The organism is Nocardia sp. CA-128927, from assembly GCF_050955855.1.
GTDB lineage: Bacteria > Actinomycetota > Actinomycetes > Mycobacteriales > Mycobacteriaceae > Nocardia.
The window spans coordinates 2,139,315-2,164,594 of sequence record NZ_CP192087.1; the positions used below are offsets into that span (position 1 = coordinate 2,139,315).

A 25,280-nucleotide genomic window follows, 5' to 3' on the forward strand; every position below is an offset into this window, starting at 1 on the left:
CGCCTAACCTGCGGCGGGAATGGCGAAAGGTGCTCCGACCTGCGATAATTCGACTTGCGAAGGCTGAATTGATCGAGGTTTTGGAGCACCTTTCTGGTGGGCAAGTCTATATCGCCGTATCCGCGGCTGACCATCGACGGTGACGGTGCGGGCGTGGTGTCACACGCAGGTGCGGCACTGCTGCTGCGTACTGCCGAGATAACTGGTTTGACCTGGGGTTTGTCGGAACAGTTGGGGCCGTGGCGCAAACCGATGGCTGTCCACGACCCGGGCAAGATCGTGCTGGATTTGGCGGTGACACTCGCGGTCGGTGGTGACTGCGCCGCGGATGTGGCGTTGTTACGGGCCGAGCCGGGCGTGTTCGGTCTGGTGGCCTCGGATCCGACGGTGTCGCGGACGATCACCGCGCTGGCTGCCCAGGCACCGAAAGCGTTGGCCGCCATCGCTTCTGCACGCGCGGACGCGCGGGCGCAGGCGTGGGCCGTGGCTGGGCCGAACGCCCCCGGTCACGGGATCAACATCGATGATCCGTTAATCATCGATCTCGACGCCACCCTGACCGACGCGCACTCGGAAAAACAGAACGCCACACCGACGTTCAAGCGGGGCTTCGGCTTCCACTCGCTGTGGTCGTTCATCGACCACGGTCGCACCGGCACCGGCGAGCCCGCCGCGCCCATGCTGCGGCCGGGCAACGCCGGTAGTAATACCGCTGCCGACCACAAGCAGGTTCTCCGCGATGCCCTCGCTCAGCTGCCGTGGCAGCCGGGATGGCGGGTCGGCCGGAAAGTGCTGGTGCGCACCGATTCCGGTGGCGGCACCCACGAGTTCCTCGACTACTGCCACCGCCGCCGGCTGCAGTACTCGGTCGGGTTCACTCTCACCGACGAGATCGTCACCGCCATGGGCACCCACCTGAATCCGCAGGATTGGACACCGGCCTACGACGCAGACGGCGAGGTCCGCGACGGCGCCTGGGTCGTGGAAGTCACCGGCATCACCGAGTTGACCGGATGGCCGCCCGGCATGCGGCTCATCGTCAGGAAAGAGAGACCACACCCCGGTGCTCAGCTGCGGTTCACCGACCGCGACGGGATGCGGTTGACCGCGTTCGTCACCAACACCACCCGCGGCCAGCTGCCCGACCTCGAGTTGCGTCACCGCCAGCGGGCCCGCTGCGAAGACCGGATCAGAAACGCGAAAGACACTGGCCTGCGCAATCTTCCGTTCCACAGCTTCGACGCCAACCGCATCTGGCTCGCCGTCGTCGCGCTCGCACTCGACCTGACCGCCTGGATGCAGACACTCGCCCTGCACGACCACCCCGCACGTCGCTGGGAACCGAAAACGCTACGGCTGCGGCTGTTTTCAGCCGCCGGACGCATCGCCCGCCATGCCCGCAAAACCACACTGCACCTGGCGCGGCACGCCCCCTACACCGAACTGCTCACCACCGCCGCAGCACGCCTGCAACCCGGCTGACCAGCCAGAAACCGTCCCTGCAACCAAGGAAACCAACCACCCGGGCCAGTGGAACCCGGCAGCCAGCCCGCTGCGCGGGCCAGCTGCCCTGCCCGCAACCGGAAAACTACGACCGAAACACCCAATCCGAACCCGATCAGGCCAGCACATCAACCCGGCGAAAGATCGAGGCTAAGCGGTGGTCGTAGCTGTATCGAGTCGGGCTGGCGAAGACCTCGATACCACCGCACCAGGTCAGCCCGAAACCCCACAATCGCGGAAACAGCTCTCGCGAGCGAGCCGCCGTGTCGTTGATCCCAGACCAGCCGTCGAATTTTTCTAGGTGAATCCTGGTGCAGGTCAGGTCGGTAGCTGTGTGTTCATCCATCACCGCGATAGCCCAGAATTTGATGAAATCCCATCCGGCAGAAGTGGTTCCACCCAGGGCCTGGGCGTGAGTGCCCACCATTCCCGCCATCAGCGCGCGAATTCGGGGCTCCTCCGGCACTGAGATAATGCGGTCGGGGTTCTCTGTCAACACGTTAATCCCTTCTGTTGCAACAGTATTCAGGACGCTAACCGGCATACTGCGGACAGCATGACCAGGCGGGTTATGGGCAGTTCGGGGCCAAGAGCGTTCTGTACCGGCACCAGGCCCGGCCCGATCGGATCGAATCCTTTAAGGAGAGTTTCGATTTGCGCTCGTGATCGGAACGTCGGTTGCGCCGGGCTGCTCATGGTGTCGGCGATCATCTGGTGACGTAGGTCCTCGTTCGAGTCGTCGGTGGCGTGGGTGATCACCAGGTAGCTACCCGGTGCCATCACCTCCAGGAAAGCCCGGACGATCTCTTCGGGTTGCTCTTCGGGGCTCACGTAATCCAGAACCTGCGTCATCAAGACCGCTACGGGGTCGTTGAAGTCGATAGTCGAACTGATTTTGATCTGGTCGATCACGTCGTGAGGACACCTGATGTCGGCTTTCAACGCCGTCGCACCGGGCCACCCTGTGAGGAACGCGTCACAGTGGGCATGCACGATCGGATCGTTGTCCACGTATGCCACCCGCGCCGTCTTGTCGATCTCTCGGGCCAGATCCCCCACATCAGGAAAGGTCGGGAATCCGGCTCCGAGGTCGATGAACTGCCGGATGCCGGACTCGGCAACCGATCGGACAGACCGCAGAAGGAATTGGTGACACAACTGCGCGAGCAGCCTGGTATCCGGAGCGATAGCCAACATCCGGTATGCCGCGCCACGGTCCACGTCGTAGCTGTCTTTACTGCCCAGCACGTAATCCCAAATACGCGAGGACGCAGGAATATTCGGATTCAATCCGGGCTCGCGGCTCATGGGTTACACCAGTAGTTCACCGGTAGGCCCTGCTCGCCGGCCGCGCTCAACTCAGCGACGATCGCACGCCAGATCCTGTGTTTGGTCCGCAGGTCGAACAGCTGGTCACGGCACGACATCCACGGGCATGACCCGACGCAATCGTCCTCGTCCCTTCCCATGGGCGGGGTCCTCTCCGAGATGTGTGGCGGCACTGGTTACGCGACTTGCCGTGCCGTGTCTCCGATTTCGCGGATCTCTTCGACTGTCCAGCTGTCGGTGGTGTAGTCCAGAGCCACCGGAACGAACCGTTCGAAGCGCAGCTGAGGAAGCGGGTCGATAATGTCGAAATACGCGGCTTCGACGGCGTTCCACAGATCGCGATGACCGGGAAAATGCTCCTCGGCGAAATCCAGCTCCGGGCGCTGTTCGGCCTCGCCGAAATAGACGACTCCCCTTCTGCCGTTGGGGATTTCGACCGTTGAGCCGTCCATGCGAAGGCGGTAGGCGGGGCCGGGGTCTCGCCAGTCGGTGAAGGTCTCTATCAAAAGCCGCCGGTGGTCGATGTGCCAGACGGCCTCGCCGTACTTGGTGGAGGTGATGTGCAGTCTCATCGCATTCGTCCAATCTGTTCGCGGTCCTCACGTTCGAGGCAGGCGCGCAGCGCCACCAGGAGCGAACTCAGGGCCGGTCTGACATGGTCACGCACCGGCACGTCCCAGCCCCGTTCCCCATGACCTGGAGTCGGCAGCAGGACCAGAGGACGGCCCGTCGTGAGCACGACCGATCCGGTTCGATACAGCGGATCCAGAAATTCCGGGACAACCTCGGCCGGTTCGAGGGGGCCGTGAGCCAGGAACACCATTCGCTTCGTTGGGTGCCGCACTATGGGCGCCGTCAGTCCCTCACTGCCGAGTTGCTCTTTGACGCGGCATCCCCACCATTCATTGGTCTGCAAGGCTTGGACGTTCCCGCCGACCGGGAGACTCAACAGCCCGTTCTCATCGACATGACAGGGGAGCCGAACGACCGTACGGATGTAGTGACACGCCGTGAGCACTTCGGCGGCTACAGCTGGCGTGGGCATCATGCGCTGCGGCCACGGTCGGTGATGATGTGCAAACTCATCGCGCCCCTTCCTTTCCTCAGTCGGTTTGGTTGGGTGTTCTGCATAGCGTGGAACTCGGCGGGCGGGTCGGCCAGCACGGGCACGGGTGATCGGTATGCATGCGACGCATAACGGCATGCCTTCGTTCGCATTAGGCTCGGTGCGCTTGGCGGAAGTTCGCACAATGGCCCAGCTCAAACGCGCAACGAACCCGAACGGAGTTGTTTTGGATACGGCAGTTCAGCCGAGTCAGGCGACCAAGCCCGAACGGCACAAGGTGACCGGCGACGTGCACCTTCTACTGCGCCGCGGCGACGAAATCTTGTTCGGCCGACGGCAGAACACCGGCTACGAGGACGGCGCCTGGCACTTGCCCTCGGGCCACCTCGAAGCCGATGAATCGGTTGTCGCCGCGCTCATCCGGGAGGCGGACGAAGAAGTCGGGGTGCAGATCGCCCCGGTGGATGTGCAGTTCGGTCATCTGATGCACAATTCGTCTTCGGGCGGCCGGATGGCCCTGTTTTTCCTGGTGGACAAGTGGGACGGCGCACCGGAGAACCGTGAGCCCGACAAATGCAGTGCGCTGGAATGGTTCCCGATCGACGCCCTGCCCGATCACATGATCGGCTACTGCCGCACCGCACTGGACCACATCGCCGCCAACACTCAGTTCTCGGTGTTCGGCTGGTAATGCGGTGCCTTCGCAAGACAGACCGGTCGTGTGTGTCAGCTACCTGGCATCGGCCGAGCTGTGGAGCGTCCCGAAGTTCCCCACCGCCAATCAGGGCGCTGAGATCCGAAACCTTGAGCACTCGATCGCTGCCGACGCCCCGATGGCAGCCGCAGTGCTCGCGGCTCTCAAAGCCCCAACGCTGCTGGTATCGAACAGCATCGGCAGCGACGAGGAAGGCCGGCGGGTAGGTCGCTGGCTACGGCAGCACGCCGTGCCTATGGCTGCCGTGGTCAGCGCCGAAGTATCGACACCGCGGATAGTGGTGGTCGCCGACGATCGCCACACCCGCACCTGGTTCGCCCATCTCCCCGGCGTCGCGGAAGATCTCGGCAGAGCCGACCTTTCCGCCATCGCCACTGCGGGGCTGGTCTACCTCGACGCCTACCGGCTGATCGAACCCGCTGCAATCCGCGTCGTCCGATCCGCGCGTCGGCATGGCGCTCGGCTCTTCATCAATCTGGGCGGCGAACCACTATCGACGGCCCTGCGCACCGAGCTGGCCGACTACCGAAGCCTGCTGATCCAAACCAACGTCGACGACGACGCACACGAGGCCGCCCTGGCTGTCGTCAGGGAATTGCTCCGCGAGACCCGCGCGGAATGGGCGATCGTGACGGCCGGGAGCAACGGCTCCATCGCTGCGAGCCGCGACCAAGTCCTGACCACGCCGGCATTCCCAGTCGATGTCCGCCACACCCATTGCGCCGGAGCAGCGTTCTCCGGGGGAGTGCTCTACGGCCTCCATGCCGGGCTGCCGATGGAGAAATCCTTGTTGCTCGGATCAGCCAGCGGGGCGCTGCGATGCACACGGCCCCAGAGCGCCCCACTGCCCGCGCTGCTCGAACTCGAGGCTCTCATCACCTCGCTGGCGCGCAGCGCTATCAACTAGAACAGATCCCACTCCGCCAGTCGGCCAATGACCTCTTGGAGCCGCGCTGGTGTCATTCGCTTCTGAAGCGCCTCTTGCGCGGACTCCTGGCCCGCGCCGTACTGCCACCACGCTTCTCCGGTTTGCCTGTCGGTGACCAGGAAGCGATCCTTCACCGCGGGGCCGCGCACGACCAGGGACACCGTGAACGGCTCGGCGACCACCGCGTGGACCATGGTGTGGTGCAGGGCATAGCCCACTCCGACAGGCTCCTCCCGAACTTGGATCACTTCCAGCTTCTGCGGGTCGACGTGGTCGTCCAGCTCGGCGTTACCGAACAGGTAGTGCCGGTACTGGCCGCGCAGGATGCGGCTAGCGTATGTCCAGCGATGGTTGTGGGGCCGGTCGAAATAGCCCGGCAGGAAGACGTGCAAACGTACGCGGACTCCGGATTCTTCGTCAGCGAAGAGGACGATCTTGTCGAGGATGTCGTAGTGCTCGCACAGGTTCAGCAGTTCCGGGCGGTCTGGCAGCTCCTCGAGCCGGGCATGCACGATCGACGGGTCCGCGGTGAGGTCTTCGAAGAACTCGAACGCGGCGCGCTCGACGTCGTCGAGGTCGTCCCAGGCGACCGTGAGCAGCTTTGCCGCCAGGGTGTCGAAATGGTCGGCAATCGTTGGGCCATTCATGGACATGTCACTCCTCGGATTTGGCGCTGGATTTCCACAGCCGACACACGGGCACGATGTCGGGATAGGTCTCGCACGAAGAGGCGCCCATGACGACCTTCTCGGCCGGGCAGCCGCCCAGGCAGGCCGACGCCTTGCAGCCGCCGCAGGCGCTCTCGGTGAGCGGCAGGGTGAACAAGTCGAACTCGTTGCCAGCCGGCCCACGGTTGAGAACGACCTGGCCGTCACGCATCTCCGCGAAATGGAGATCGGTGTCGAAGAGGTAGGAACACACATAGACCTTGCCGTCGGGAAATACGCTGGCGCGGTCCAGGGTTCGCCCGATGCACCCGTTGTAGCCCTCCGTCGCGTAGCGCTCCATGTCGCTTCGCCGTGCGTAGGTCGGCTGGTACCAGACGCGGGCATTGGCTCGTGGTGCCTCAGCGTTGAGCTTGTCGCAGAAGTCCACCCACTCGGGTGGGCTCATGGCCAGTTCGGTGTGGTCGTGGCCGACGCCGATCGTGCTAAAGACGTGGTACTTGACGAGGCTGACGCCGATGTCGTCTGCGATGTCCATCAGTCCCATCGCGTCATGCTGATTGGCATTGTTGACAGTGCAGATGATGCGTACGTCGAATCCGCGCGCGGTCAGGGCCCGAGTCGAGGCCAGCGCATGCTCGAAGGTTCCCTCGCCGCGGATCCGGTCGTGACTTTCAGCAGACCCGCCGTCCAGCGAAACCTGAACGTAGGCAAAGTCGGATGGCTCGAGTTGGTCGAACTTGCGCATCGACTTCGCGTGCGCGTTGGTCGTGGTGATGACGTCCTCGAAGCCGATCGTTCCCGCAGCGCGAATGATCCGGACATAGTCCGGGTGCAGGGTCGGTTCGCCGCCCAGAATCGTCACCTTGGAGCTGCCGAGTCGGCGCCAGGTTTCCAGTGTTGAAAGTACCTGGTCGTAAGGCATTTTCAGCGCTTCATCCAAGCGCTCGCCCATGTAGCAGTGCTTGCACCGATAGTTGCAGGCGTTCGTGATGTAGACGTAGAGGTTGCGGAAGCGCCCGTATTCAACTCGGTCGATGTGCTGGGGTTCAGGTGCCTGCTGGCGGCGCGGCATACGCGCGTGGCCGTAGCCGTCTCTGCGGATTCTGGGCGTGGGGAGGGACACAGATGTCATTGCGGGACGCTCCATGAATTAAGAAGGGGCGCAAGCAGACCGGCCGCCCCCTCGATTGTGGTGGTGGTGTCGAGAGAGGTGACTTCGATGCCGGCGTTGGAGAAAGCGTCGCGGATGCCGACTGCGGCGTTGCGATAGCGCTGATCCCTTTGGCGCAGTAGTCGGGGCGAGTCGCCACGGCGGGGATGAAGTAAATTGCCGCAGTTCGAGCATGCCCAGGGGTCGCCCGTCTGAGGAATGGCCGGCAACCGAGGATCCGAGATCGGATCTTGCTCGCAGCGATGACAGACCTTGCGGTTCTTTGCCCGCTGCTTCAGGGTCTTAATGTCGGTGTGGACCTCGATCGCCTCGACATGGCACGGTGGGTCGAGTTCACCCAGCACCAACAGCAGCTGGTCAACCTGGCTGGCCTCACCAGGAAAGTTGTCCAGCAGGACGGTATGAACGTCCGGATCATCGTGCACCTCTCGGAGGTAGCCACGAACCGCCGACTCGACGGTTCGCTCGTCGATCCACCCCAGTTGCTTGCTGTCAGACGCCGTCGCCGACAAGACCTCGTGCGGTACATGCTCGCGAAGACGAAACACCCGCCTTCCTGGTTCTTTCCCCAAAACCATGGTGAGGGTGGTCTTGCCCGCGGCCGGGGGTCCGAATAGCGGAACGACCAACAACAGCCCCACAGCCAGCTCCTTCCTCGAAACAATTCGGACATGCCAAGAGTCCGACGTCGCGCGGAGCGAAACCACAACGACCGTGCATACGCGATATGCATGAAACGCATACCCCGCGCCGCTGCGACATGGTAATTTCCGCTGATCAGGGAGATCGAGGGGGTCGACGCCCCAGAATCACGCCGGAGCGGTCGCATGAAACAGAAGCCGCAGCCGCGGTGCTACTGCGTGAAATGTGGCACCAGGCTAAACGCGTACAACGACGGATCCCACTGCGCCGCTTGCCAGCCGGACGCGCTATCGCCTCCCGACCTGCCCTACGGTTTCTGGCAGGCCGACCAAATGCACGATGCACTCGCCACCTGGCACATGGGCCGAGTGATCTATGCCTATCGAACCCATCCCTACCACGGCAATCCCCTTGCGCAGGATACGGTGGCCCGCTGGCTTGGGCTCAGCCAAAGCCAACTGAGCAGGCTCGAGGTCGGCATAGCACCGGAGCAACTGAGCAAGCTGATTCACTGGGCTGAGGCGCTCAAGATCCCAGGCGAACTCCTCTGGTTCAAGCTACCGCCGCGAAACGTCGATACCCTCGATGAGGTGAACCGCCATGGATTCCTACGAGCTGCGGCAACAGTCACGCTTGTCCCCGGCACGCTGCTGGAGCTGATCTCCACCCTCAGGTCGACTCCCGTACCCGCTACCGTCGGGCAGGAGGAGATCGAGGAGATCAGAACCGCAGCCAAGCAGATAAGTTCGTGGGACGCAGCCGACGGCCGCGGCCTTGTCCGGGAAGCAGTCCTCGCACAGCTGCGCTACGCAGTGCGACTGCTCGACGCCAACGCCACACCGCGGGACAAAGCGGAACTGCGCTCTGCCGTCGGATTCCTCAGCCACACAGCGGGATTCATGGCGTTCGACCGCTACGACCACGAAGACGCTCGGGCGATGTTCGAACTGGCCCAAGGCTGCGCCGAAGAATGTGGAGACTGGAATCTCCGAGCGAAGGTGCTCTCATCCTTGGCGCGACAGTCGATTTGGACAGGAGACCTGAAGGACGGCCTGAAATCGGCCGAGGAAGCCTTCGACCGATCCGACCGCCTGACCGCAACTGAACGAGCGATGCTGCACACAACCAAGGCTCGCGCGTTGGCCAAGCTCGGCCGCGTGCAAGCTGCCCTCACCGAAATCGGTCAGGCCGACGAAGAATTCGCACACTGCCGGCCGGAGATCGATCCTGCGTGGATGAAGTACTACGACCTGGCACAGCACTCCGGCGACACCGGCCACGCTCTCTTCGACCTCGCCATAGGCGGACACTTCGCCAGCGAAGCACAAAGCCGACTCACGGCCGCGGTGAACGGCCACTCCGACGCCTACCTCCGCTCGCGGGCCATCTCGGGAATCAAACTGTCATCGCTGGTCATGGCCGTCGGCGACCCGCAGGAAGCCGCATCAATCGCGACCCACGCACTCAAGGACGCCAAACACCTGCGTTCCCACCGAGCCGCAGACGACCTCCGAGACCTGCACCGACTCGCGTCGCAGCGAATCGAACTGCCCGAGGTGGCACAGCTGACCGACCGTATCAAGGGGCTCGTCGCCGTATGACTTCCGAAACCCTGACTGACTCCACCGACAAAATCTTGCAAACCGCCTGTGCTCGCGCTGGCTTGGATCCGGCCGGCGCGACCGTCCTCAATCGCAGCGAGAACGTGATCTATCGACTCTCCGGCGCCGTCGTTGCGCGGATATCGAGGCCAGGCCAGAATGCGGCTGCTCTCCGTGAAGTCGAGGTCGCGCGCTGGCTTGAATCCGAAGGCATCGGCGCCGTCCGGGTACTGCCGAACCTCGATCAGCCGATCGTCGTAGACGAGCGCGCCGTGACCTTCTGGCGTGAACTCCCGCCACACCGGCACGGAACGCCGACCGAGGTAGCCACTGTCCTGCGGAAACTCCACTCACTGCCCCCTCCGACCGACTTCGATCTGGGCACACTGGATCCTTTCGTGCGCCTCGACAAGCGAATCGAATCCGCGACCACTCTCTCCTCCGACGACCATGAGTGGCTGCGCGAGCACCTAGCCGAGCTGAAGGATCGCTGGACTCAAGTGCCAGCCGGGCACCCCTGGTGCGTAGTGCATGGAGACGCATGGGTCGGGAACGTCGTCGCGACCGACGCTGGTGACGTCGTTCTGCTCGACCTCGAACGAACATCTTTCGGACCGCCGGAATGGGACACCGTCCACACCGCAATCAAGTACAAGACGCTCGAGCAGATCACCACCGCCGAGTACCAATCCTTCTGCGACGTATACGGATCCGACGTCACCGCGTGGGAGGGCTACGAACTCCTGCGAGACCTTCGCGAATTCCGGATGACCACCATGGCCGCGCAAACCGCAGTGCACATCCCGGCCGACCGGGCGCAAGCCGATCACAGAATCGCCTGCCTCAGAGGAAAACTCGGCCCGCGGCCGTGGTCCGGCTGGCGCGCAGTTCCAGGAAAACAGGGGTAGACATCGCATTCTGCGGCGGGGTCGACGAGATGGCCTGGGGTCCATCGTGCCGTCACGGTGACGATTCCATGGGTGTCCCAACGCCTACGTACTGGCGTAAGTGACCGAGTTCAGTTGAGACAGCAGCGGTCCTGGTAGACCGCAGGAGCATCCCACATGACAAAGACCCGCCAGCTGGTCGTCCGGCCGTTGCAGTCAGGTGACGAGCGCAGCTTCCTTGACCTGCGGTCAGCGCTGCTGAACGAAGGCACCGCTTTCGCCAAGGACTACGAGCCGAACACCTCTTGGTCCGAATATCTCACGATTCAGGAGAACGTTCGCAATGGCCGCGGATTGCCGCCCGGCGTTGTCTCCTACACATTCCTGGTCGCCGATCTCGGTGGCGTGTTGGTCGGTAGCAGCGACATCCGGCACCGCCTCACCCAGGAACTCATGCATTGGGGTGGCCACATCGGCTATGTGGTCGCACCGCAGTTCCGGCGCCGCGGTTACGGTAGCGAGATCTTGCGCCAAACTCTTACGTACGCAACGCCTCTCGGCATCGACCGCGCTCGCCTCACCTGTCGCTCCGACAACCTCGGGTCACGTGCAGTGATCGCAGCCTGCGATGGAGTGCTCGATGAAACCACTCCGGACGGCATCTGTCAGTACTGGATCAGCGTTCAGGCGGAGTGAAGCGCACGCCAATAGCGCCCTTGGAACCCGTATGCACGGCGAATACCCGAGAGTTGCGCTGACCCTGTCGACCTGGGGGGAGGGGGTCCTGGTGGGGGTAGGTGCGCCGACCGGGGCAAATTCGGGTGAGTGCCGCGCCGGGGGTGAGTGCCGCGCCGGGGGTGAGTGCCGCGCCGGGGGTGAGTGCCGCGCCGGGGGTGAGTGCCGCGCCGTCCTCCCAGTTCAGAGCGGTTTTCTAAATGTGTAGGGGAACCCGCGCGCGAGGCCGCCATTTCATTAGCTGAGCTATTTGGATCACCAAAACCGCGTCTGACCTGCTATTTTGAAACATAATTTGACATGCCGCAGTGTTGCATGATGAGATTCTCTCGTCACTCCGACCGGGGCGGCGAGGTAGACGGAAGGGACACAGCGAGGCAGCGCACGACGGGAACGGCAGCCAGCAGGGAAGGCCACAAGCGACGGTGAACCGCGAGCGACAACGCTCACCAGCGAAGCGACCGACATGATTGCCAACCTGCACACATGAGAGCCGTTCAATTCCGGGCTGGTCCTACGGAGCGATAGGGCAGCGAACGGGGGCGAATATGCCCAATTCATTCCGCTCATTCTTCGAATCAAACGCACGACTCAAACGGGCCAGTGGATATAGGCACCCGAGATGTACTCCACTCCCGACACATAGGAAACATGCGCAGCGCTATGTTAGCCACGCCCTGAGCCGATAGACCGGCCAGACCTCATGCTGTTTCAGTAGGGCGAACAGCAAGCGACTGTGAATGGTGACCGTATTCGGCTACCCCGCAAGGGGCATATCGAATCCGGGCGATGAACCCTGCTCAACTCCAGTAGGGAACGCTGCGCATGGATTGCAGGCCGCTAAGTGAGTTGAAAGGTCTGCAATCATCCCACCCCCTTATGGTTGCGCACGGCGTGTTGTAGCACGCGGCTAGTCGGTTCGATTCCGGCTGAGGGGGCCACTCCGCATGAATTGTTTATCGGTAATTCGACCAACCAAGAAATCGGGAGAAAATATGTCCACTATTCAGCAGATCATCATGTCCGATCGCATGGATGTCGAAACGATCGAACGTGACGGAGGCGTGACGATTTACCGTGCCCCGTCGTTCTCTCAGGTCCACGTGAGCGGCAAGGCTGCTGGCACGATTTTCAACTTTGAGGGCGACGGCGGATTCATGGCTACGCCTGCCAACGGATCAGGTCTGTTCATGGTCGCCACCTGGGAACTTGCCGCTGATGAGCTGGTCCGCATTGTGGTCGAGGGCAAGAAGCGGCGGCAGCCCGCCGCACCTAAAGACCCTGCTAAGTTCATGAAAACCGAGATCAGTCGGCTGAACCGGGCATTGTTCTACAGCCGCAAGGACGCCGAGAAATTCTCGACGGAATTGACCAAGGTTCACACTCGGCTGATCAAGCAATCTGTCGCGCTGGACAAGATCCTGGTCGAAGTGGAAGACAAAGGTGAATCCGCCGACCGCCGCCGCCGCGTGGTTGCGGCCGAATCCTGGAACGATGTTGCGGCGGCACACCACGCTGCGATGGAAAGCGCTCACACTCGGATGGTTGAATTCTGCGCCGAACTCGACAATGAATTGACCGAACTTGCGGCCAAGGCGCTGATGGAGGGTGTGTCTGCCGAGGATATCGAACAGGCCGTTATCGACGGTATCCCCAAGTCTCGCAAGCGTCCGGCCAAGGTCGTCGAATCGGAACCCATCGAGAACTAGGCGGATTGTGTGCGGCTCAGGATTCGCCACCCTGAGCCGCACAGAGTCGGAATCAGTGATCTTGCGTAAACCAGCAAGAAATGATCGGGAGAAATGAATGCCTGTTTCGCTGGGAAAGCCTGTCCGTGTAGTGGTCGCGCCGCTGGATCTGCTTGCGCCCTACGAGGTCGAAGTGGCCATGGATGGAACGTGGTACGCGACGGGAATCCTGTCCGGCCTGCGAGCCAACGACGCGAAGGCGCTGCCGTTCGCGTTCGAATGCCTTGTGCGGCGTGGGTGTATGCCGATCGCGTGATGAGTGAGCGGAGCTACTGGCGGTGGCTGGTAGTTCCCCCGACTTCTCATGCAATCAACGGGGCAAATCAATGTGGAGGTAATCCCATGTGGGATTGGTCGGCGGTGTTGGATCGCGCCATCAAGTCGGCGGAGCTGACTGGATACGACGTACGCCAGCACCGCGACGGTAGCTGGGACCTGCGGCGCGGTGGTCGTGCTCACACGTTCCCCGTGGTCGGTGAACGTTTTTCGGAGCGCCGAGAGTTTCTGTTCTGGCTGCATCGGCTGGGCGTGAATTTGAAGGGAGTCGTATAAGCATGGTCGTTGATATCCTGGACGTCTGGTCTTTCGGTCATGGGTGGCCGGATCTGGAAGGTGGGCGCATGCAGGGTTGGTCGATCGAGGTCGTAGCGGATACCGGAGTGTTGAGCGATGCCGACCGGCATGCGCTGGTGCGTCAGTTCGGCGACTTCGTCATGGTGATGCATGACGAAGAAACGGGCCGGACCTCATTCGGTACACCGGTGGATGACAAGCCGATGCGGTCGGCGTTGAACGAGACCCTGGACCGTATCGAGTGGGTGTTGTTGTCCGTGCTCGGTGGGGCTCACCTTCTCGGTGTGCACGTGATCTCTGCCGAAGATCGTGACGCCGAGCTGGCTGCGGCTGGCGTCGTGCTGGAGCAGTAGCAGAACTCGAATCTTCAAGGGCCCTAGGCGAAATCGCCTGGGGCCCTTTTGCATGCCCTGACATGGGCCGAAAGCAGGTAGATGTGAAGAAGCGGAACTCCTCGGAACTCGCTCGGGAGGCTGTCGAGCTGTGTGTGCGGATCAGTGCTGTAGCGGCGATGGAGCTGCCTGAGGTGCAGGTCACCGAAAGGCAACTCGAGGACGTGGCGGTTCGCGCGGTCGAGGTCGTGTTCCCCCAAGTCGTCAAAGGTGGTCAGCGACAAGTGCGAGAGCTTATCCGCGACTACATCAAGGAGTGTGCGGCGTAGCGGGAGCCTCACCAAGCTGTGGCCGTATGTGCCTTCGCGGGCTCCGGATCTGTTGTCCGGAGCCTATTTTCATGCCCTCGTGAAGGGCGAATCAACTTAGGGAGTGATGACGATGGCTCGAGTAGTGATCAGTCCGGCCGGGCCACGGCGCGTGTCTGCCGAGGTCGAGCTGTGGCGCGAGACTGGCGTGGCGGTGTCGGCGCCGTCGGCGCGTGCTATCGCGCAGTACTGGGTCGAGACGAATTCGGAGCTGTTGCTGTTGGCGTTGGGGCATGCATTCGATGCGGTGTCAGCGAAAGAGGCTGTGCAGCAGCGGTTGTCGGCCGCCGGTGGGGTGAGCGCATTCACGTGGGAGCTGGCGGCGCTGGCGGCGTGGCTGAACGCTGAGACGCGCACCGTAAAGCCGCGAGAGCTGGCGGTGGTGGCGTGATCATCGAGTACGACGCGATCGACTGGGTTGCGGAGGCGAAAGGGCGTGGCCGGCCTCGCGTACGCAAGTCGGGTGAAGTGTGGGGTCCGGGGCCGAAGGACGGGACCGTGTGGGTATTGGATCCGGAGCGCCAGGGACTGGGGGCGCGGGTGGTGAACCTGAGCACCTTGCGCGAAGTCGAATCGAAACCTTCGTCGCGGAAACGGCAAAAGCCTTCGCAGGTATCGAGCCTCAACGAACCAACACAATTCGAACTGTTTCAATTCGCCTAGGCGATTTCAGCTGGTGGGCTAGTGCGATCCAATCGAATTCCAGCTGTTACCTGGATGTTTGGGTGACGGCTGGCTGGTCGGCTTGATCAAGGCCGTTGGATGAGTCGGGGTTGCCTGAGGTCTGACACCTCAAACCGGTCGTTGTTTCCTTCGGCTGGATAACCTCTGCTGCGCAAATGGCTTAGCGACCGAAACTCACCCCATTCAAACAACGCTCGGAAACAGGGCAATGGAACCGAATCCGCTCTATATCCGGTACCTCTACCACGTCGCGTGTACTGGAAATTTCTTCACCGAATGGACCGAAGAATTCCCACCGTTCATCACCAGCTGCCTCGAAAACCTCGGGCACGAACCGGTCTTCGTCTAATCCCCAATCAATACAGCAAAACATCGGGAGAAGCCATGAACAACCTCGCTGAAGTCTCATACGACTTCGCCGCCGCGTTCCACCAGCTCGAACACTCGGCAAAGGTCTACCTTCGCGCAGAAGGCGGCCGATGGGTCGTCGACAGCAGCATCGCCGACGGCCATCCACTCGCCACCGCCCTGGATCGCGTCTCGTGCAACCTCGGCGACCGTTGCCGTGAGTGCGGCACTCCGGACGGCGAACGTCAAGCAGACGCGATGGCGGTCGCGCCGATGCCGACCGCGCGGGAGCTGCTGCACATGCTTGCCGATCTGCACGGTGGCGTCGTGGTGTACGGCGAGGGTGCGCGGTGAAGGTCTGCGCTCACGCGAGCATCGGTCCGCGCGAGACCTATCACTTCCGCGCCGACAGTACGCGGCAAGCACTCGACAGGTTCGCGCAGGAGATCCAGCGCCGATATCAGCGCTCACACCTGTATGACCAGCACCTATTCCTGGACCTCTACCCGCAGTGCACCGACTGCCGGGACCTCATGAACTTCCACGACGGCGAGATCACCCGATATGTCATCGGCCCCCGCGGCGCCCTCCGTCGCGCCGCCTGAGCAGCGAAAGGCGAATCATGCTCGACCTACTCGAATCCCTCTCCGTCGGCGTGGTCGACGGCTTCGAGATCAAAGCCGCGATGTACGCCGATCTCGACGCATCCCCGGATCACTACGACCCGGAAGTGTTCGACCAAGCCGATCTCGAATCCTTCGGCGACAGCTGGCAGTTCGTCGGCGTCGAAGTCTCGGCTCGCCGCGCCGGATTCACCCTCGGCCACGCATCCATCTGGAGCTGCGAGTACGGGCTCCTCGCGGGGAAATGGTTCAACCCCCTCACCGACCACCCTGTCCGCAGCGACGACTGGGTCAACGGCCATGGGGAGAGCCTCCTTCGCGAAGCGCTCGACGACGCCCACCGAACCCTCGTAGAGGTGAACACCCCGACTATTCCTGTGGAGAGCGAAACCCCATGAGCTACAACGACCTGCGCGACTTCATCTGCGAATTCGAACGGTGCCGCGAGGGCCTCATCGTCCAGGTCGAAAAGGTCGGCGGCGGAACCGTCGGCAAAGCCTATGTCGGCAACTGGCGCTACATCGTCCTGCGCGATGGCGCAGAGATCGCACGAGGCCAGGACTACACCGGCTCACGCCTCACCCACGCCCAGGCCGCCCGCCACATCGCCGACTTCTTCATCGGTGAGGACTGAGTCCTGCACCCCTGCAAAGGAATTCAATCCGTGATCGATCCCGTTTCCGTTGGAATTGTCGGCGCAACCTTCAGCATTGGCTTCATCGCGGGCCGTGTCCGACGGCAACCCGCAAGCAAACCCGCCGTGGTTGCCCGATGCTCCTGCCGCCATGCCTACTCGCTCCACTCCGACGACGGAACCTGCCACGGCAGACGCCAGTCCTTCATGGACTGGATGGACTGGTTCGACGGCTACAACCCGGTTCCTTGTGAGTGCCAGCGTTACGACGGCCCGATTCCGCTGGAGCACTTCCTTCCCAGCATGCCGTACCTGCCGCCAACCCCTGACGCCTGATCGAAACAGACGGCCCTAACTCGCTGTACAGCAAAGGAATTCAATCCCGTGAGTATCACCAAGGCTGATGTGTCGACCCCGCCGCCCGCCATCGAGGTGGCCAGTCTGGTCGCGCAGCGGATGGGGCCTGAATGGACGCCATCGCTGGGTCGCCGACACCGCGACGCAGCCTGGATCTACGGACCCGACGGCCAGGCACTACGCCTGGAAACCGGTGGATACAAGGTCGCACGCGGATCAGTTCGCGTGTTCGGCGAACTCCGCGACATCAAATTCAGAGGCGTCGCAACACCTTCCATCCAAATGTCGCTCCGCAAAAGCCCCGACCGTATGGCGGACGAGATCCGGCGACGCTTGTTGCCGGTCTACACGGCACGGCGGGCTGAAGACGGGATTCGTCGCAACGAGGCCAAAAGGGTCGAGCGTGTCAAACGCAGCTGCGAAGCCCGACTCGCACAGATATTGAAAGCGCAGTCCGTTGGCCCGTACGTCGGGTTGTTCGCTAACGGAGGCCGAGTCGTGGTGGAAAACGACGAGACCGTGAAGTTCGAATTCCGGATCCCGCACGCTGGCGCCATCCGCGTCGCCCAGCTGCTCGCCGCAATCCTCTGAACAGGAGACCCCTGTGAACATCCCCAAGGGAACGCCCCTGTACGACCTACCCGAGACCAACCGCATCCGCGAACATGCCGAATGGGTTCGCGCCGCACTCACCACGTACGCCACCGAATCCGGCCGCACAGCGAACATGACCGCCGAAGACTACGAAGATCCGCGGGCCTTCTTCGCAGAGCTGGTCAGCGACTTCATCGGCGACCTCGGTCACCTCTCCCAGCTCAGCGGAGTGGGGTTCCGGCCTGTGCTTGAAAACGGCCTCGACTACTACTTCGAGGAGTCCGACGAAATCGAGGTCGAGCAACTCACCGAGCACGCGGTGAGGGAGTTGGCGCGTGAGATCGAGCGACTCGAGCAGCACGGGGATCTGGATGCGCTTGACGGACGCGAGAGCTGATCGCTGATGTCCGACATCGAATCCTATGAAACCGTTCAGATTTCGAAGCGGAGCGCGCTCCGCGCGACCAGGGCCGTCGAAGCCTGGGCTGTCGCGGCGGGCCAGAATCTCTCGACCATCGCCGACTATCTGAGCGACCCGGAATGGTTCAACGAGCTTGTTGGTGACCTGGTCACCGACCTTGCGCACCTGGCCGATGAGCACGGCCACGACATCATCGAAGTGTTCACCGACGGGCTATGCGCCTTCGACGAGGAAATCGACGCGCAAAACGAGGAGATCTACGTACTCGGTGGGATCGGGCGACTGGCCGCAGAAGCGAACCTAATCGCCGATTTCGACGCCGGCCTCCGGCAGCTCCAACTTGGCCCTGCTCCCGAGGATGGGCACGACTTGGGGGAAGGCGGTGGCCAGTGACCGCGGCTGCCGAAACAAGCGGATCCGAATTCAGGGTGTGGACGGTCAATGTCTCGGGCGAAGAACGCCACGACGGCGAGAAGCCCTACTCCTATGTCCTACACGGGTACTCGATGGCAGGCGCCAAGCTCGACGCCTGGGACTACCACGTGTGGACCCAGATTTCCGAGGAGGGAACAGTCGCAGCAGATGGAACTGTGGTAGCCGCGAAGGGGAGAAAGTTCAAAAAGCTCCGCTTCGCTGGCGCCCCTACCGACGTTGTTGTCATCGACTGCCCCGAGTTTCCCTGCTCCGAGGGTGTTCCGTTCGATTGCGACGATCCCATCCACTTCCAGTCCTCAGTCTGGAACCGCACGATGTGTCGCTGCCAATGGCACTGGAACGCAGTCAATTTGCGTCCAGGTTGTACCGAGACCGACATAGCGAGATACGTGCAGATCGACTGGCAGCGCCTCGTGGCACTGGGCTACCAGCTCCCGGACGTCGCACCTGAGGAGAACGAGTGGTGACCGACAGCAACCTCCCCGACGGCTGGCCTGAGTTCGTCCGCATTACGACTGGCGAATGGGGGTGGTTCCAGTGGATCGACCACGGCCCAGGCAGACCCGCCCTGGTCAACCTCTACGACAACTACGGCTACTTCCGCCGCATGGACCCGGATGAGCCCACGTACCCGGAGTTCGAGACCACCGACGAAGCCATCGCACGCATCAAGAGCAAGTACGCCGACGCGAAGGTCGAACGGCTCACCTGGGAACAACGGTGGGCCGATGAAGAGCAGAGGAGAGCGAAATGAGGGCGACCGTAGCCGGACGACGTTCCCAGTACGCAAAGTTCTTGGAAGACAACGGATATGACCTGCTCGCCGCCCTGAAAGAAGCGGGGTACTTCCTGAAACTGGAGAGCTGCGAACAGGGCAACTGCCCGGCCGGTGAATGCCCGACATGCGACGACAACCGCCAGGCCGAAGAGTTCGAAGCCCTCGCGCAACAGCTGGAGCAAATGCTGGCGTCGTGGGTGCCCGCTTCCTGGCTACCTGAGCACTGATCCCCTACAGCTTCAACCCATAAGGACCACAATGTGCCGAGACAACGCGCACCTCACCCACATCGCTGAACCCGACATCGCCACGGTCCTGCGCTGGCTGGATGACAAGTACAAGCCTGAGCGGCTGAACCGTGAGATCGGATTGCGGGAGCTGATCGGCGAAAGCCGGGTCGATGACCTGCGCGGTCATGGATATTCCCTGATCAGTCACCATGATTCGCGCTCTGGCTGCGCCGAATACATCACCAGCGACCCAGCCAGGATGCCCAACTGGATAGCGCCGCGCTGCGTTATTCCGCTCAGCGACACCAGCGACAGCGACGACTGGAAGTTGGTGGCCGATTGGGCACGCCTGCGTATGGGTGGCGAACGAACGCCAACCGCGTGGGATCCCTGGGAAGAACCCAACGTCGGTGACTGGTTCCTCTACCGAGGTGGCGTCGGCTTCCGCTTCGGTGGATACGGGCTGGCAGGCAACTACGTGCTTGCGGTTGACCCAACGAACTTCGAGATCACTCTTCCCGATCGTGAGATGGATTGGAGCGGAATGGGATTCGACCCCGAAGGCAAGGGCGAGATTTCGATCGCGTACGCCGCCGACCAGGTGCGAGCGGGAGAAGGCTGGATCCACCGCGGCAACGGTTCGCGGCGCGAGAAGGTCAGATTCCGTGTGCCAACACGTGTTTGGCGAATCCGTGCAGCTGCGCCAACGAACCCCGAAACCTTCGTTTACGGCGGTGATCAGAGTTGAGCCTCTTCGAGCCAGACCTCGGCGAAACGATGGCGCTGCTCGACGCCATCGCCGACGCCGCCCGCGAAGTTGACTCCGCAGCCGTCCAGGCCGCAGTGGGTCGCGCCTATCTGTGCGGTGTAACCGAGGCGCAGATCCAGGACGCGATCTTCTACGGCCGCTCCAAAACCCCCGACTACCGGCCACTGCTCGACGTTGACGACCTCCGGGAATCCCAGCACCGCACCCCGCCATGGTGCTCGTGCGCCGAAGAGAGGACGCCTGCCCGCGTTCCGACCCCTCTAGCAACGATCACCCCCGCACTGGCCGACGTGATCGAGTGGGTTCACATCGTCACCGCGGCCGACCTGAGCACCCTGGACAACGACCTGCAATGTCAGCTCTGCGACGAGATCATCGGCCGCGTCGAGGACGAGCCGAGCATCGGCCAGATCACGCGAATCGCGTTGGCGCACATGACCTCCTGTGACATCTGGCCCGAACACTCCCAACATCCGCGCCCAGTCGTCGATTGGGCCTGAACCGCGAGGGCGCCGTGAGAGCTCCAACCAATCCTTTTCAGTTCGACCCGCTGGCCAAGGCCGCGCAGTTCGAAGACATGGCCGCCCGATGCCTGGCCGGGTACTTCCGGATGGTCGACGAGGCCCGTGCACTCGCAGACAACGGCGATGCCACCGGCGCGGACTACGCCATCGTGGGCGCGGCCGGCCGCCTGCGTGACCACCGATATTGGCTCAGCCGAGCAGCCCAAGCCCGAGCCGAAATCAGACACGGAGAAGCATGACGAAACTACTTCACTTACGGGTCAAGGCAACGGCCATGATCGAGGAGATATGGGCGGTGGAGGTCCCCGAGAGCTGGAACGGGAATCCGGGCGAACTACTCGACGCCATCAGCACGGGCAATCCCGTTCACCCCACCGAATTCCTCGGCGATCGTGTGACCGGCGACGAACGCAATCGCGAGGTTGAAGAAGGCACGGAGTATCGCGTCCAAGTCTCAGGGCAGCTGCCGTATCTCGACCTGCCCCCTAACGGACTTCGCCGGTGCGCTGGATGCGGCGACGTCATCCGCCCCAACCAGCCCGTCGCCCCGGTCGTTGGCGGCTCGGACGCCGCCACGGGCCTTGTCGTCTGCGCCTCCTGCGCTCCCAAGTTCGGCCACATCGTGTGGAACGACGAACCGGATGGGCTCGAGCCTCCCGGTTAACGAACCGGGAAACCAAACCTAACGAATGTGCCCCACGGTGCCGCCAAAACGTCATGGCGACACCGCAATTCATGCTGCCTAAAAGGAGAAACATGTCTCGCGAAACGTCGGAATGGCTCAACACCAAGACCCTGATCGGCATGACCGAGAAGCGCGGAACCGCCTGGCACTACCGCAAAGACGATCAGGGCGAGGAGCCGAACCACTACCCCGGATTCATCCCGGTCGGCGAAGTGGTGCGCCGCCTGTTCAACTTCAAGGCCAAATCCGCAGTCAGCATGCACGGCGAACCGGTGAGCTTCGAAGACGAGTGGAATTGGATCTGCCCGTCCGGGCAGCCCTACGTCGTCCACCTGACCCAGGCGGGCCGCCAGACGATCTACCACTCCGAAAGCAAGTACGACTTCGGTGTATTCAAGTCCGGATACGAATCGCACCAATTCCAGGAATGGCTCCTCACTAATGTCGCGCAAATCGTCACCCCCGCCGGGCTCGCGGTCAGCACTGACAGCCTCGGCGTCACTTCGGCCGGCTTGCTGCGTGACTCGGCACAAGCCTGGGTTCAGATCGAACGACCCGACAACGTGACGACCCCCGAAGGTGTGGAATTCCGGTCCAACATCTTGGCCGCGACATCCCACGATGGATCAATAGCCACTCAGTACGCGCTGGTCAACACCGTCGTCGTGTGCGACAACACCTATGAAGACGCCAACAAGGAGGCGCGTGCCTCCGGCCAGCGATTCAAGGTCCGGCACTCGAAGAACTCGAAGGTGAAGCTCACCGAAGCGCGGCAGGCGCTGAGGATCATCGTCGAGGGCGCCGACGACTTCGCCGCCTCGATCGCGAAGCTGTGCCGAATCGACGTCACAACGCGCCAGTTCGACGCATTCCTGGGCGAGTGGGCGCCGATGGGCAAGGAAGGTGCCGCCGCGACCCGCGCCACCAACAAGCGGGAAAAACTGGCCGACCTCTACCGCAACGACGTTCGCGTCGCACCGTGGGCAGGCACCGCGTTCGGCGTGATCCAGGCAGTCAACACCTACAACCACCACTACGCGTCGGTCGCCAACATGACTCGCGTCGAGCGAAACATGATCAACGCGATCGAGGGCAAGACCGCTGAGAAAGGCGACGTCGCCCGCAGGGACCTGATGCGCGTCCTCGAACTCGTCTGATCCCCGACGTATTTCAGTGAGCGGGCCGCTAGGAATCCGACTCCCAGCGGCCCGCCTATCCACCTCTACTCCAAGGAGGCAAACCCATGATGGGTACTTACTCGAACGACGAACGGATTCGCGAACAAGTCCGACGCGACTTCCTTGGCGGCAACGGAATCCCGGAAGGGCTGACCGTACGCCAGACGCTGACCCTCGCATACGGCGACAGCTGGGACGAGCAGCTGCCCCACGGCCTGGGGTACGCGACCACCCGCTACATCGAGGGATACCCGGTCGATCTGCTGGTGCTCGAACGCACTGTCCACAACCTCCAATCGGGCGAAGAGGAACCCGACTATGTCGCGAACTCCATTGTCCTGCTACGTGAATGGGCCGACTCACACGTCATCGCCGTCGAGGGCGGGTTCGCGCTGATGGTCGCGATCGGCTTGGACGACCGCGCGCCGGGCGACCTGCTCGAGGTCATCACCAAGCTGGCGAGCGACTCCGGCGTGCTGGATACCGAGGTGCTCCACGACGTCGAACAGGGGCGGATCTTCGAGCACTGGAATTCGAGCGGACTGCACGAGGCCCGACAAGCGCTCGCCGAGCGCCTCGGTGTGGAGGTCGATCGGCTGCCTGAGGGCGCCGGGCGGATGCTGCGTGATACCGCGCTCGGTGGTCTCGACGACGATTATCCCGAGCTGTCCGCCGCGGGCAGTGAATGCAACTTCCATCTCGACAAGGTCGTCGAGCACGTCGTTCGCCAGCTGCTGGTGGTGACCGCGTGATCGAGTACTTCTATCAGTTGCAGGTCGGCAGCAAATGGATCGATCAGGGAGTTCCACGCGAGAGCCTGGCCGCAGCAGCGTTCAACGCGAAGGCCAGTGTCGGCAACTCGAAGCGAGTCCTGCTGCGGCACAACGACGCTCATACCGGCGAGGTCACGTTGACCAAGCTGTGGGAAGGCAAGCGTCCGCCGAACTACCTCGGCCAGGAGGTAGCGCAGTGACTACATCGGAGCAGGCGGCCGACGAGCGGATACATATCGACCTCGAGGTGACTCAGTACTACCGCTTCGCCGTAACAGCTGAGCGCTTCTTCGACCTTTTCGGCATCGAGTTGGCGACTTTGGCTGATCACGAGGTGAAGGAGCTGATCGGCGACGGTTCGCTACTCGGGGACTTCGAGAACGACGACTACCACACCTACTGCGAGCGCGTGATAGCGCGAATGAGACGCCGTCGGATGAACATCAATTAACAAGCGCTTCAAGGAGTTTCGACATGGTCGACCACGGCCAGCGGCAATTCGAGGCGGATTATGTTGCAGCACATCAACCCGCAGACCGGAAGCGTCACTGTGACGCGCCCGTCGAAGTATCTCGGCGGGCAGGTGTGAGCGATAGGGGCTTTGCCATCCAAATCGACAGCTATGAGGCGTTTTACGCCGTGCGCTCGGAGTTGAACAGGCGATTCCAGAGGTACCAGACGCTGTATCGGCGCTATGACGCGCGGTGCATGTTGGAGCTACGCGAGGCCCTGGACGCGTGGTTCCCGCAGTACTTCACCCGATGGTGGCGCGAGACGTACCCGCTGAAGATTTGCACGGAAGGCGTCTTCGACCTGAGCGCCAAGCCCACCGCCGAATAGCGAACCCCCCAGCACAGCAAGGAGATTCCCGTATGTCCCTAACCGTCTGGGCCGATGAGCCCAAGGTTGCCACTGCCTTCGCCTCGAACGATTGGACCACCGCCTGGATCGAGCACGAAACCACCGACCGCATCGACGGCTGGTGCTGGATGAACGAGTGGTACCTCATCGTCGCCGAGATCATCGACGCGCTCTACGGCGACCACGGCGACCCGGAAACTGTCTACGCCGAAAGCCGTATACGAGCAATCGAACACACGGTGTCGCACGGGGTCACCCTCACCTATCAACTGCTGGCCGATCAATACGGCTGCATCAAGGGCATGAGCCTGCGGCTCGAGTCCAGCAAGGGCGTCACCCTCGCCAGCGTCGACTGCTTGAGCGGCGATGACATCACCTACCTCGACGAGACCTGGTCGCCCACCGACATCCGCACCCACGACACCGTGCTCCGCGGCGTCCTTCAGGCACTCGAAGCCGAATTCAAGCGCCTCGCCGACGTTTTCGGCTACTGAGGCACGGGAGCATCCGATGACCAAGCCAGTCGAGACCATCACCATCGGCACCGTCTCCTACCGCGTGGAAATGGGCACCATCATGGCCACGCTGACCGGCCCGCGCGGCGGCATCTACTACGCCGTCCAGAACGCGCGCACTGGACTGTTCTCGGTGATCGACAGCAGCGGGCGCGAACTGCGCAAACCGGGGGGCGCCCGTCTGCGACTTCGGCGTGCTGGCCGCCGATTCGAGATCCTCTGACGGCTCACGCCACGACCGGCCCGGCCCGCCAGCTATACGGACGAGCTGAACCCGATCTCACCAGAAAGTCTCTGATGCCATTACCCACCCCAACCGACACCGCTCCCGAATCCGACGGCTCGCTCTGCCAGGGGAGCACCACAACCGCCATCGACGACCAGGGCGACTATGGCGAACTCCGGAGCATCGACGGAACTAGCACCGACGGCAAGACCTTCCACATCCACACGTACGAAGACGGATCCGGCGGACTCGTCGTGAGCATCTACGCCGATCCCGACGTCGCCATCGAAATCGCGGTGGACAGCGACAGCGCCCCGATCGCCTTCACCGAATGACGGGGACACGTGCCCATCAACACCGACCTCAACCACGAGTTGTC

General features: G+C 62.6%; 41 protein-coding genes. 35 read left to right on the forward strand and 6 right to left on the reverse strand.

All coding sequences use genetic code 11. The features are described 5' to 3' along the window. Positions 1–96 precede the first annotated feature (96 nt). Positions 97–1,482, forward strand: a complete 1,386-nt coding sequence (locus ACQPW1_RS10145) for an IS1380 family transposase (RefSeq protein WP_433655183.1) — start codon at positions 97–99, stop codon at positions 1,480–1,482. 136 nt (positions 1,483–1,618) lie between these two features. Here the strand turns inward: ACQPW1_RS10145 and ACQPW1_RS10150 are convergent, their stop codons facing one another. The 3 genes from ACQPW1_RS10150 to ACQPW1_RS10160 form a co-directional block, all read right to left on the reverse strand. After that, entirely contained in the window at positions 1,619–2,002 is a 384-nt protein-coding gene (locus tag ACQPW1_RS10150; protein ID WP_433662471.1) for a hypothetical protein, read from the reverse strand. A gap of 26 nt (positions 2,003–2,028) precedes the next feature. Continuing rightward, complete coding sequence (locus tag ACQPW1_RS10155; protein WP_433662472.1) at positions 2,029–2,811, reverse strand: SAM-dependent methyltransferase; 783 nt, start codon at positions 2,809–2,811, stop codon at positions 2,029–2,031. 197 nt (positions 2,812–3,008) lie between these two features. Continuing rightward, positions 3,009–3,404 carry a hypothetical protein gene (locus ACQPW1_RS10160; protein ID WP_433662473.1) on the reverse strand — a complete coding sequence of 132 codons (396 nt, stop codon included), beginning with the start codon at positions 3,402–3,404 and terminating at the stop codon, positions 3,009–3,011. A gap of 720 nt (positions 3,405–4,124) precedes the next feature. Here ACQPW1_RS10160 and ACQPW1_RS10165 point away from each other — a divergent pair. Beyond that, positions 4,125–4,589 carry an NUDIX hydrolase gene (locus tag ACQPW1_RS10165; protein ID WP_433662474.1) on the forward strand — a complete coding sequence of 155 codons (465 nt, stop codon included), beginning with the start codon at positions 4,125–4,127 and terminating at the stop codon, positions 4,587–4,589. Positions 4,590–4,617: 28 nt separating this feature from the next. Beyond that, positions 4,618–5,520: a carbohydrate kinase family protein gene (locus ACQPW1_RS10170; protein WP_433662475.1), complete on the forward strand. Its 903-nt coding sequence runs from the start codon at positions 4,618–4,620 to the stop codon at positions 5,518–5,520. Here ACQPW1_RS10170 and ACQPW1_RS10175 read toward each other — a convergent pair. The 3 genes from ACQPW1_RS10175 to ACQPW1_RS10185 are packed head-to-tail and all read right to left on the reverse strand — an operon-like array spanning position 5,517 to position 8,021. Then, positions 5,517–6,188, reverse strand: a complete 672-nt coding sequence (locus ACQPW1_RS10175) for a hypothetical protein (protein ID WP_433662476.1) — start codon at positions 6,186–6,188, stop codon at positions 5,517–5,519. The two genes, ACQPW1_RS10170 and ACQPW1_RS10175, sit on opposite strands and share 4 nt — an antisense overlap. 7 nt (positions 6,189–6,195) lie before the next feature. Beyond that, positions 6,196–7,341, reverse strand: a complete 1,146-nt coding sequence (locus ACQPW1_RS10180) for a radical SAM/SPASM domain-containing protein (protein ID WP_433662477.1) — start codon at positions 7,339–7,341, stop codon at positions 6,196–6,198. After that, entirely contained in the window at positions 7,338–8,021 is a 684-nt protein-coding gene (locus ACQPW1_RS10185) for a hypothetical protein (RefSeq protein ID WP_433662478.1), read from the reverse strand. Before ACQPW1_RS10185 ends, ACQPW1_RS10180 begins: the two co-directional genes overlap by 4 nt. 333 nt (positions 8,022–8,354) lie before the next feature. Here ACQPW1_RS10185 and ACQPW1_RS10190 point away from each other — a divergent pair, with 333 nt between their 5' ends. The 32 genes from ACQPW1_RS10190 (at position 8,355) to ACQPW1_RS10345 (ending at position 25,236) form a co-directional block, all read left to right on the forward strand. Next, positions 8,355–9,623 carry an XRE family transcriptional regulator gene (locus ACQPW1_RS10190; RefSeq protein WP_433662479.1) on the forward strand — a complete coding sequence of 423 codons (1,269 nt, stop codon included), beginning with the start codon at positions 8,355–8,357 and terminating at the stop codon, positions 9,621–9,623. Beyond that, positions 9,620–10,531 (forward strand): phosphotransferase family protein, encoded by a 912-nt coding sequence (locus ACQPW1_RS10195; protein WP_433662480.1) that lies wholly within the window; start codon positions 9,620–9,622, stop codon positions 10,529–10,531. The genes ACQPW1_RS10190 and ACQPW1_RS10195 overlap by 4 nt, the downstream gene beginning before the upstream one ends. Positions 10,532–10,687: 156 nt before the next feature. Further along, entirely contained in the window at positions 10,688–11,206 is a 519-nt protein-coding gene (locus tag ACQPW1_RS10200; RefSeq protein ID WP_433662481.1) for a GNAT family N-acetyltransferase, read from the forward strand. 1,034 nt (positions 11,207–12,240) lie between these two features. Then, complete coding sequence (locus tag ACQPW1_RS10205; protein WP_433662482.1) at positions 12,241–12,954, forward strand: hypothetical protein; 714 nt, start codon at positions 12,241–12,243, stop codon at positions 12,952–12,954. Between the two features lie 97 nt (positions 12,955–13,051). Continuing rightward, a complete protein-coding gene (locus tag ACQPW1_RS10210; protein WP_433662483.1) occupies positions 13,052–13,249 on the forward strand; it encodes a hypothetical protein in 198 nt (65 codons plus the stop codon). A 298-nt stretch (positions 13,250–13,547) separates the two neighbouring features. Continuing rightward, a complete protein-coding gene (locus ACQPW1_RS10215) occupies positions 13,548–13,919 on the forward strand; it encodes a hypothetical protein (protein WP_433662484.1) in 372 nt (123 codons plus the stop codon). A gap of 83 nt (positions 13,920–14,002) precedes the next feature. Further along, positions 14,003–14,227: a hypothetical protein gene (locus tag ACQPW1_RS10220; protein WP_433662485.1), complete on the forward strand. Its 225-nt coding sequence runs from the start codon at positions 14,003–14,005 to the stop codon at positions 14,225–14,227. A 112-nt stretch (positions 14,228–14,339) separates the two neighbouring features. Next, positions 14,340–14,657, forward strand: a complete 318-nt coding sequence (locus tag ACQPW1_RS10225; RefSeq protein ID WP_433662486.1) for a hypothetical protein — start codon at positions 14,340–14,342, stop codon at positions 14,655–14,657. Continuing rightward, on the forward strand, positions 14,654–14,929 hold the full coding sequence (locus ACQPW1_RS10230) for a hypothetical protein (RefSeq protein ID WP_433662487.1): 276 nt from the start codon (positions 14,654–14,656) through the stop codon (positions 14,927–14,929). The genes ACQPW1_RS10225 and ACQPW1_RS10230 overlap by 4 nt, the downstream gene beginning before the upstream one ends. A 405-nt stretch (positions 14,930–15,334) precedes the next feature. Continuing rightward, entirely contained in the window at positions 15,335–15,652 is a 318-nt protein-coding gene (locus ACQPW1_RS10235; protein WP_433662488.1) for a hypothetical protein, read from the forward strand. Next, entirely contained in the window at positions 15,649–15,903 is a 255-nt protein-coding gene (locus ACQPW1_RS10240; protein WP_433662489.1) for a hypothetical protein, read from the forward strand. The genes ACQPW1_RS10235 and ACQPW1_RS10240 overlap by 4 nt, the downstream gene beginning before the upstream one ends. Before the next feature lie 17 nt (positions 15,904–15,920). Next, a complete protein-coding gene (locus tag ACQPW1_RS10245; protein ID WP_433662490.1) occupies positions 15,921–16,319 on the forward strand; it encodes a hypothetical protein in 399 nt (132 codons plus the stop codon). Beyond that, positions 16,316–16,555, forward strand: coding sequence for a hypothetical protein (locus tag ACQPW1_RS10250; protein WP_433662491.1), 240 nt, complete (start codon positions 16,316–16,318; stop codon positions 16,553–16,555). Before ACQPW1_RS10245 ends, ACQPW1_RS10250 begins: the two co-directional genes overlap by 4 nt. Positions 16,556–16,585: 30 nt before the next feature. Continuing rightward, complete coding sequence (locus ACQPW1_RS10255) at positions 16,586–16,891, forward strand: hypothetical protein (RefSeq protein ID WP_433662492.1); 306 nt, start codon at positions 16,586–16,588, stop codon at positions 16,889–16,891. 69 nt (positions 16,892–16,960) lie between these two features. Further along, complete coding sequence (locus tag ACQPW1_RS10260; protein ID WP_433662493.1) at positions 16,961–17,503, forward strand: hypothetical protein; 543 nt, start codon at positions 16,961–16,963, stop codon at positions 17,501–17,503. Between the two features lie 13 nt (positions 17,504–17,516). Beyond that, positions 17,517–17,903, forward strand: coding sequence for a hypothetical protein (locus ACQPW1_RS10265; RefSeq protein ID WP_433662494.1), 387 nt, complete (start codon positions 17,517–17,519; stop codon positions 17,901–17,903). A gap of 6 nt (positions 17,904–17,909) precedes the next feature. Next, entirely contained in the window at positions 17,910–18,320 is a 411-nt protein-coding gene (locus ACQPW1_RS10270; protein WP_433662495.1) for a hypothetical protein, read from the forward strand. Continuing rightward, positions 18,317–18,829 (forward strand): hypothetical protein, encoded by a 513-nt coding sequence (locus tag ACQPW1_RS10275; protein WP_433662496.1) that lies wholly within the window; start codon positions 18,317–18,319, stop codon positions 18,827–18,829. Before ACQPW1_RS10270 ends, ACQPW1_RS10275 begins: the two co-directional genes overlap by 4 nt. After that, positions 18,826–19,116, forward strand: a complete 291-nt coding sequence (locus tag ACQPW1_RS10280) for a hypothetical protein (RefSeq protein WP_433662497.1) — start codon at positions 18,826–18,828, stop codon at positions 19,114–19,116. The genes ACQPW1_RS10275 and ACQPW1_RS10280 overlap by 4 nt, the downstream gene beginning before the upstream one ends. Continuing rightward, positions 19,113–19,367, forward strand: a complete 255-nt coding sequence (locus tag ACQPW1_RS10285; RefSeq protein WP_433662498.1) for a hypothetical protein — start codon at positions 19,113–19,115, stop codon at positions 19,365–19,367. The genes ACQPW1_RS10280 and ACQPW1_RS10285 overlap by 4 nt, the downstream gene beginning before the upstream one ends. 31 nt (positions 19,368–19,398) lie before the next feature. Beyond that, positions 19,399–20,118, forward strand: coding sequence for a hypothetical protein (locus ACQPW1_RS10290; protein WP_433662499.1), 720 nt, complete (start codon positions 19,399–19,401; stop codon positions 20,116–20,118). Continuing rightward, complete coding sequence (locus ACQPW1_RS10295) at positions 20,115–20,639, forward strand: hypothetical protein (protein ID WP_433662500.1); 525 nt, start codon at positions 20,115–20,117, stop codon at positions 20,637–20,639. Before ACQPW1_RS10290 ends, ACQPW1_RS10295 begins: the two co-directional genes overlap by 4 nt. A 14-nt stretch (positions 20,640–20,653) precedes the next feature. Then, positions 20,654–20,902: a hypothetical protein gene (locus ACQPW1_RS10300; protein ID WP_433662501.1), complete on the forward strand. Its 249-nt coding sequence runs from the start codon at positions 20,654–20,656 to the stop codon at positions 20,900–20,902. Positions 20,903–20,937: 35 nt separating this feature from the next. Beyond that, entirely contained in the window at positions 20,938–21,327 is a 390-nt protein-coding gene (locus ACQPW1_RS10305; RefSeq protein WP_433662502.1) for a hypothetical protein, read from the forward strand. Positions 21,328–21,419: 92 nt separating this feature from the next. Further along, positions 21,420–22,505, forward strand: coding sequence for a DUF932 domain-containing protein (locus ACQPW1_RS10310; RefSeq protein WP_433662503.1), 1,086 nt, complete (start codon positions 21,420–21,422; stop codon positions 22,503–22,505). 89 nt (positions 22,506–22,594) lie between these two features. Then, positions 22,595–23,278 (forward strand): hypothetical protein, encoded by a 684-nt coding sequence (locus tag ACQPW1_RS10315; protein ID WP_433662504.1) that lies wholly within the window; start codon positions 22,595–22,597, stop codon positions 23,276–23,278. Continuing rightward, positions 23,275–23,499, forward strand: a complete 225-nt coding sequence (locus tag ACQPW1_RS10320) for a hypothetical protein (RefSeq protein ID WP_433662505.1) — start codon at positions 23,275–23,277, stop codon at positions 23,497–23,499. Before ACQPW1_RS10315 ends, ACQPW1_RS10320 begins: the two co-directional genes overlap by 4 nt. Then, the gene (locus ACQPW1_RS10325) at positions 23,496–23,750 is read left to right on the forward strand and encodes a hypothetical protein (protein ID WP_433662506.1); all 255 of its coding nucleotides are present in this window, start codon (positions 23,496–23,498) and stop codon (positions 23,748–23,750) included. Before ACQPW1_RS10320 ends, ACQPW1_RS10325 begins: the two co-directional genes overlap by 4 nt. A gap of 23 nt (positions 23,751–23,773) precedes the next feature. Further along, positions 23,774–24,139 carry a hypothetical protein gene (locus tag ACQPW1_RS10330; RefSeq protein ID WP_433662507.1) on the forward strand — a complete coding sequence of 122 codons (366 nt, stop codon included), beginning with the start codon at positions 23,774–23,776 and terminating at the stop codon, positions 24,137–24,139. A gap of 32 nt (positions 24,140–24,171) precedes the next feature. Beyond that, on the forward strand, positions 24,172–24,654 hold the full coding sequence (locus ACQPW1_RS10335; RefSeq protein ID WP_433662508.1) for a hypothetical protein: 483 nt from the start codon (positions 24,172–24,174) through the stop codon (positions 24,652–24,654). Between the two features lie 16 nt (positions 24,655–24,670). Beyond that, positions 24,671–24,898, forward strand: a complete 228-nt coding sequence (locus tag ACQPW1_RS10340; protein ID WP_433662509.1) for a hypothetical protein — start codon at positions 24,671–24,673, stop codon at positions 24,896–24,898. A gap of 74 nt (positions 24,899–24,972) precedes the next feature. Next, the gene (locus ACQPW1_RS10345) at positions 24,973–25,236 is read left to right on the forward strand and encodes a hypothetical protein (protein WP_433662510.1); all 264 of its coding nucleotides are present in this window, start codon (positions 24,973–24,975) and stop codon (positions 25,234–25,236) included. Positions 25,237–25,280: the final 44 nt, after the last annotated feature.

Excerpts from the sequence above, each read along its gene's own strand:
- ACQPW1_RS10190 (WP_433662479.1), top strand. The coding sequence starts at position 8,355 with ATGCACGATGCACTCGCCACCTGGCACATGGGCCGAGTGATCTATGCC.
- ACQPW1_RS10180 (WP_433662477.1), bottom strand. The coding sequence starts at position 7,341 with ATGACATCTGTGTCCCTCCCCACGCCCAGAATCCGCAGAGACGGCTAC.
- ACQPW1_RS10330 (WP_433662507.1), top strand. The coding sequence starts at position 23,774 with ATGGTCGACCACGGCCAGCGGCAATTCGAGGCGGATTATGTTGCAGCA.
- ACQPW1_RS10160 (WP_433662473.1), bottom strand. The coding sequence starts at position 3,404 with ATGAGACTGCACATCACCTCCACCAAGTACGGCGAGGCCGTCTGGCAC.
- ACQPW1_RS10225 (WP_433662486.1), top strand. The coding sequence starts at position 14,340 with ATGGCTCGAGTAGTGATCAGTCCGGCCGGGCCACGGCGCGTGTCTGCC.
- ACQPW1_RS10345 (WP_433662510.1), top strand. The coding sequence starts at position 24,973 with ATGCCATTACCCACCCCAACCGACACCGCTCCCGAATCCGACGGCTCG.
- ACQPW1_RS10175 (WP_433662476.1), bottom strand. The coding sequence starts at position 6,188 with ATGAATGGCCCAACGATTGCCGACCATTTCGACACCCTGGCGGCAAAG.
- ACQPW1_RS10305 (WP_433662502.1), top strand. The coding sequence starts at position 20,938 with ATGATCGAGGAGATATGGGCGGTGGAGGTCCCCGAGAGCTGGAACGGG.
- ACQPW1_RS10250 (WP_433662491.1), top strand. The coding sequence starts at position 16,316 with ATGAGCTACAACGACCTGCGCGACTTCATCTGCGAATTCGAACGGTGC.
- ACQPW1_RS10245 (WP_433662490.1), top strand. The coding sequence starts at position 15,921 with ATGCTCGACCTACTCGAATCCCTCTCCGTCGGCGTGGTCGACGGCTTC.
- ACQPW1_RS10205 (WP_433662482.1), top strand. The coding sequence starts at position 12,241 with ATGTCCACTATTCAGCAGATCATCATGTCCGATCGCATGGATGTCGAA.
- ACQPW1_RS10200 (WP_433662481.1), top strand. The coding sequence starts at position 10,688 with ATGACAAAGACCCGCCAGCTGGTCGTCCGGCCGTTGCAGTCAGGTGAC.
- ACQPW1_RS10340 (WP_433662509.1), top strand. The coding sequence starts at position 24,671 with ATGACCAAGCCAGTCGAGACCATCACCATCGGCACCGTCTCCTACCGC.
- ACQPW1_RS10235 (WP_433662488.1), top strand. The coding sequence starts at position 15,335 with ATGAACAACCTCGCTGAAGTCTCATACGACTTCGCCGCCGCGTTCCAC.
- ACQPW1_RS10335 (WP_433662508.1), top strand. The coding sequence starts at position 24,172 with ATGTCCCTAACCGTCTGGGCCGATGAGCCCAAGGTTGCCACTGCCTTC.
- ACQPW1_RS10310 (WP_433662503.1), top strand. The coding sequence starts at position 21,420 with ATGTCTCGCGAAACGTCGGAATGGCTCAACACCAAGACCCTGATCGGC.
- ACQPW1_RS10155 (WP_433662472.1), bottom strand. The coding sequence starts at position 2,811 with ATGAGCCGCGAGCCCGGATTGAATCCGAATATTCCTGCGTCCTCGCGT.
- ACQPW1_RS10210 (WP_433662483.1), top strand. The coding sequence starts at position 13,052 with ATGCCTGTTTCGCTGGGAAAGCCTGTCCGTGTAGTGGTCGCGCCGCTG.
- ACQPW1_RS10315 (WP_433662504.1), top strand. The coding sequence starts at position 22,595 with ATGGGTACTTACTCGAACGACGAACGGATTCGCGAACAAGTCCGACGC.
- ACQPW1_RS10195 (WP_433662480.1), top strand. The coding sequence starts at position 9,620 with ATGACTTCCGAAACCCTGACTGACTCCACCGACAAAATCTTGCAAACC.
- ACQPW1_RS10285 (WP_433662498.1), top strand. The coding sequence starts at position 19,113 with ATGAGGGCGACCGTAGCCGGACGACGTTCCCAGTACGCAAAGTTCTTG.
- ACQPW1_RS10290 (WP_433662499.1), top strand. The coding sequence starts at position 19,399 with ATGTGCCGAGACAACGCGCACCTCACCCACATCGCTGAACCCGACATC.
- ACQPW1_RS10215 (WP_433662484.1), top strand. The coding sequence starts at position 13,548 with ATGGTCGTTGATATCCTGGACGTCTGGTCTTTCGGTCATGGGTGGCCG.
- ACQPW1_RS10270 (WP_433662495.1), top strand. The coding sequence starts at position 17,910 with ATGTCCGACATCGAATCCTATGAAACCGTTCAGATTTCGAAGCGGAGC.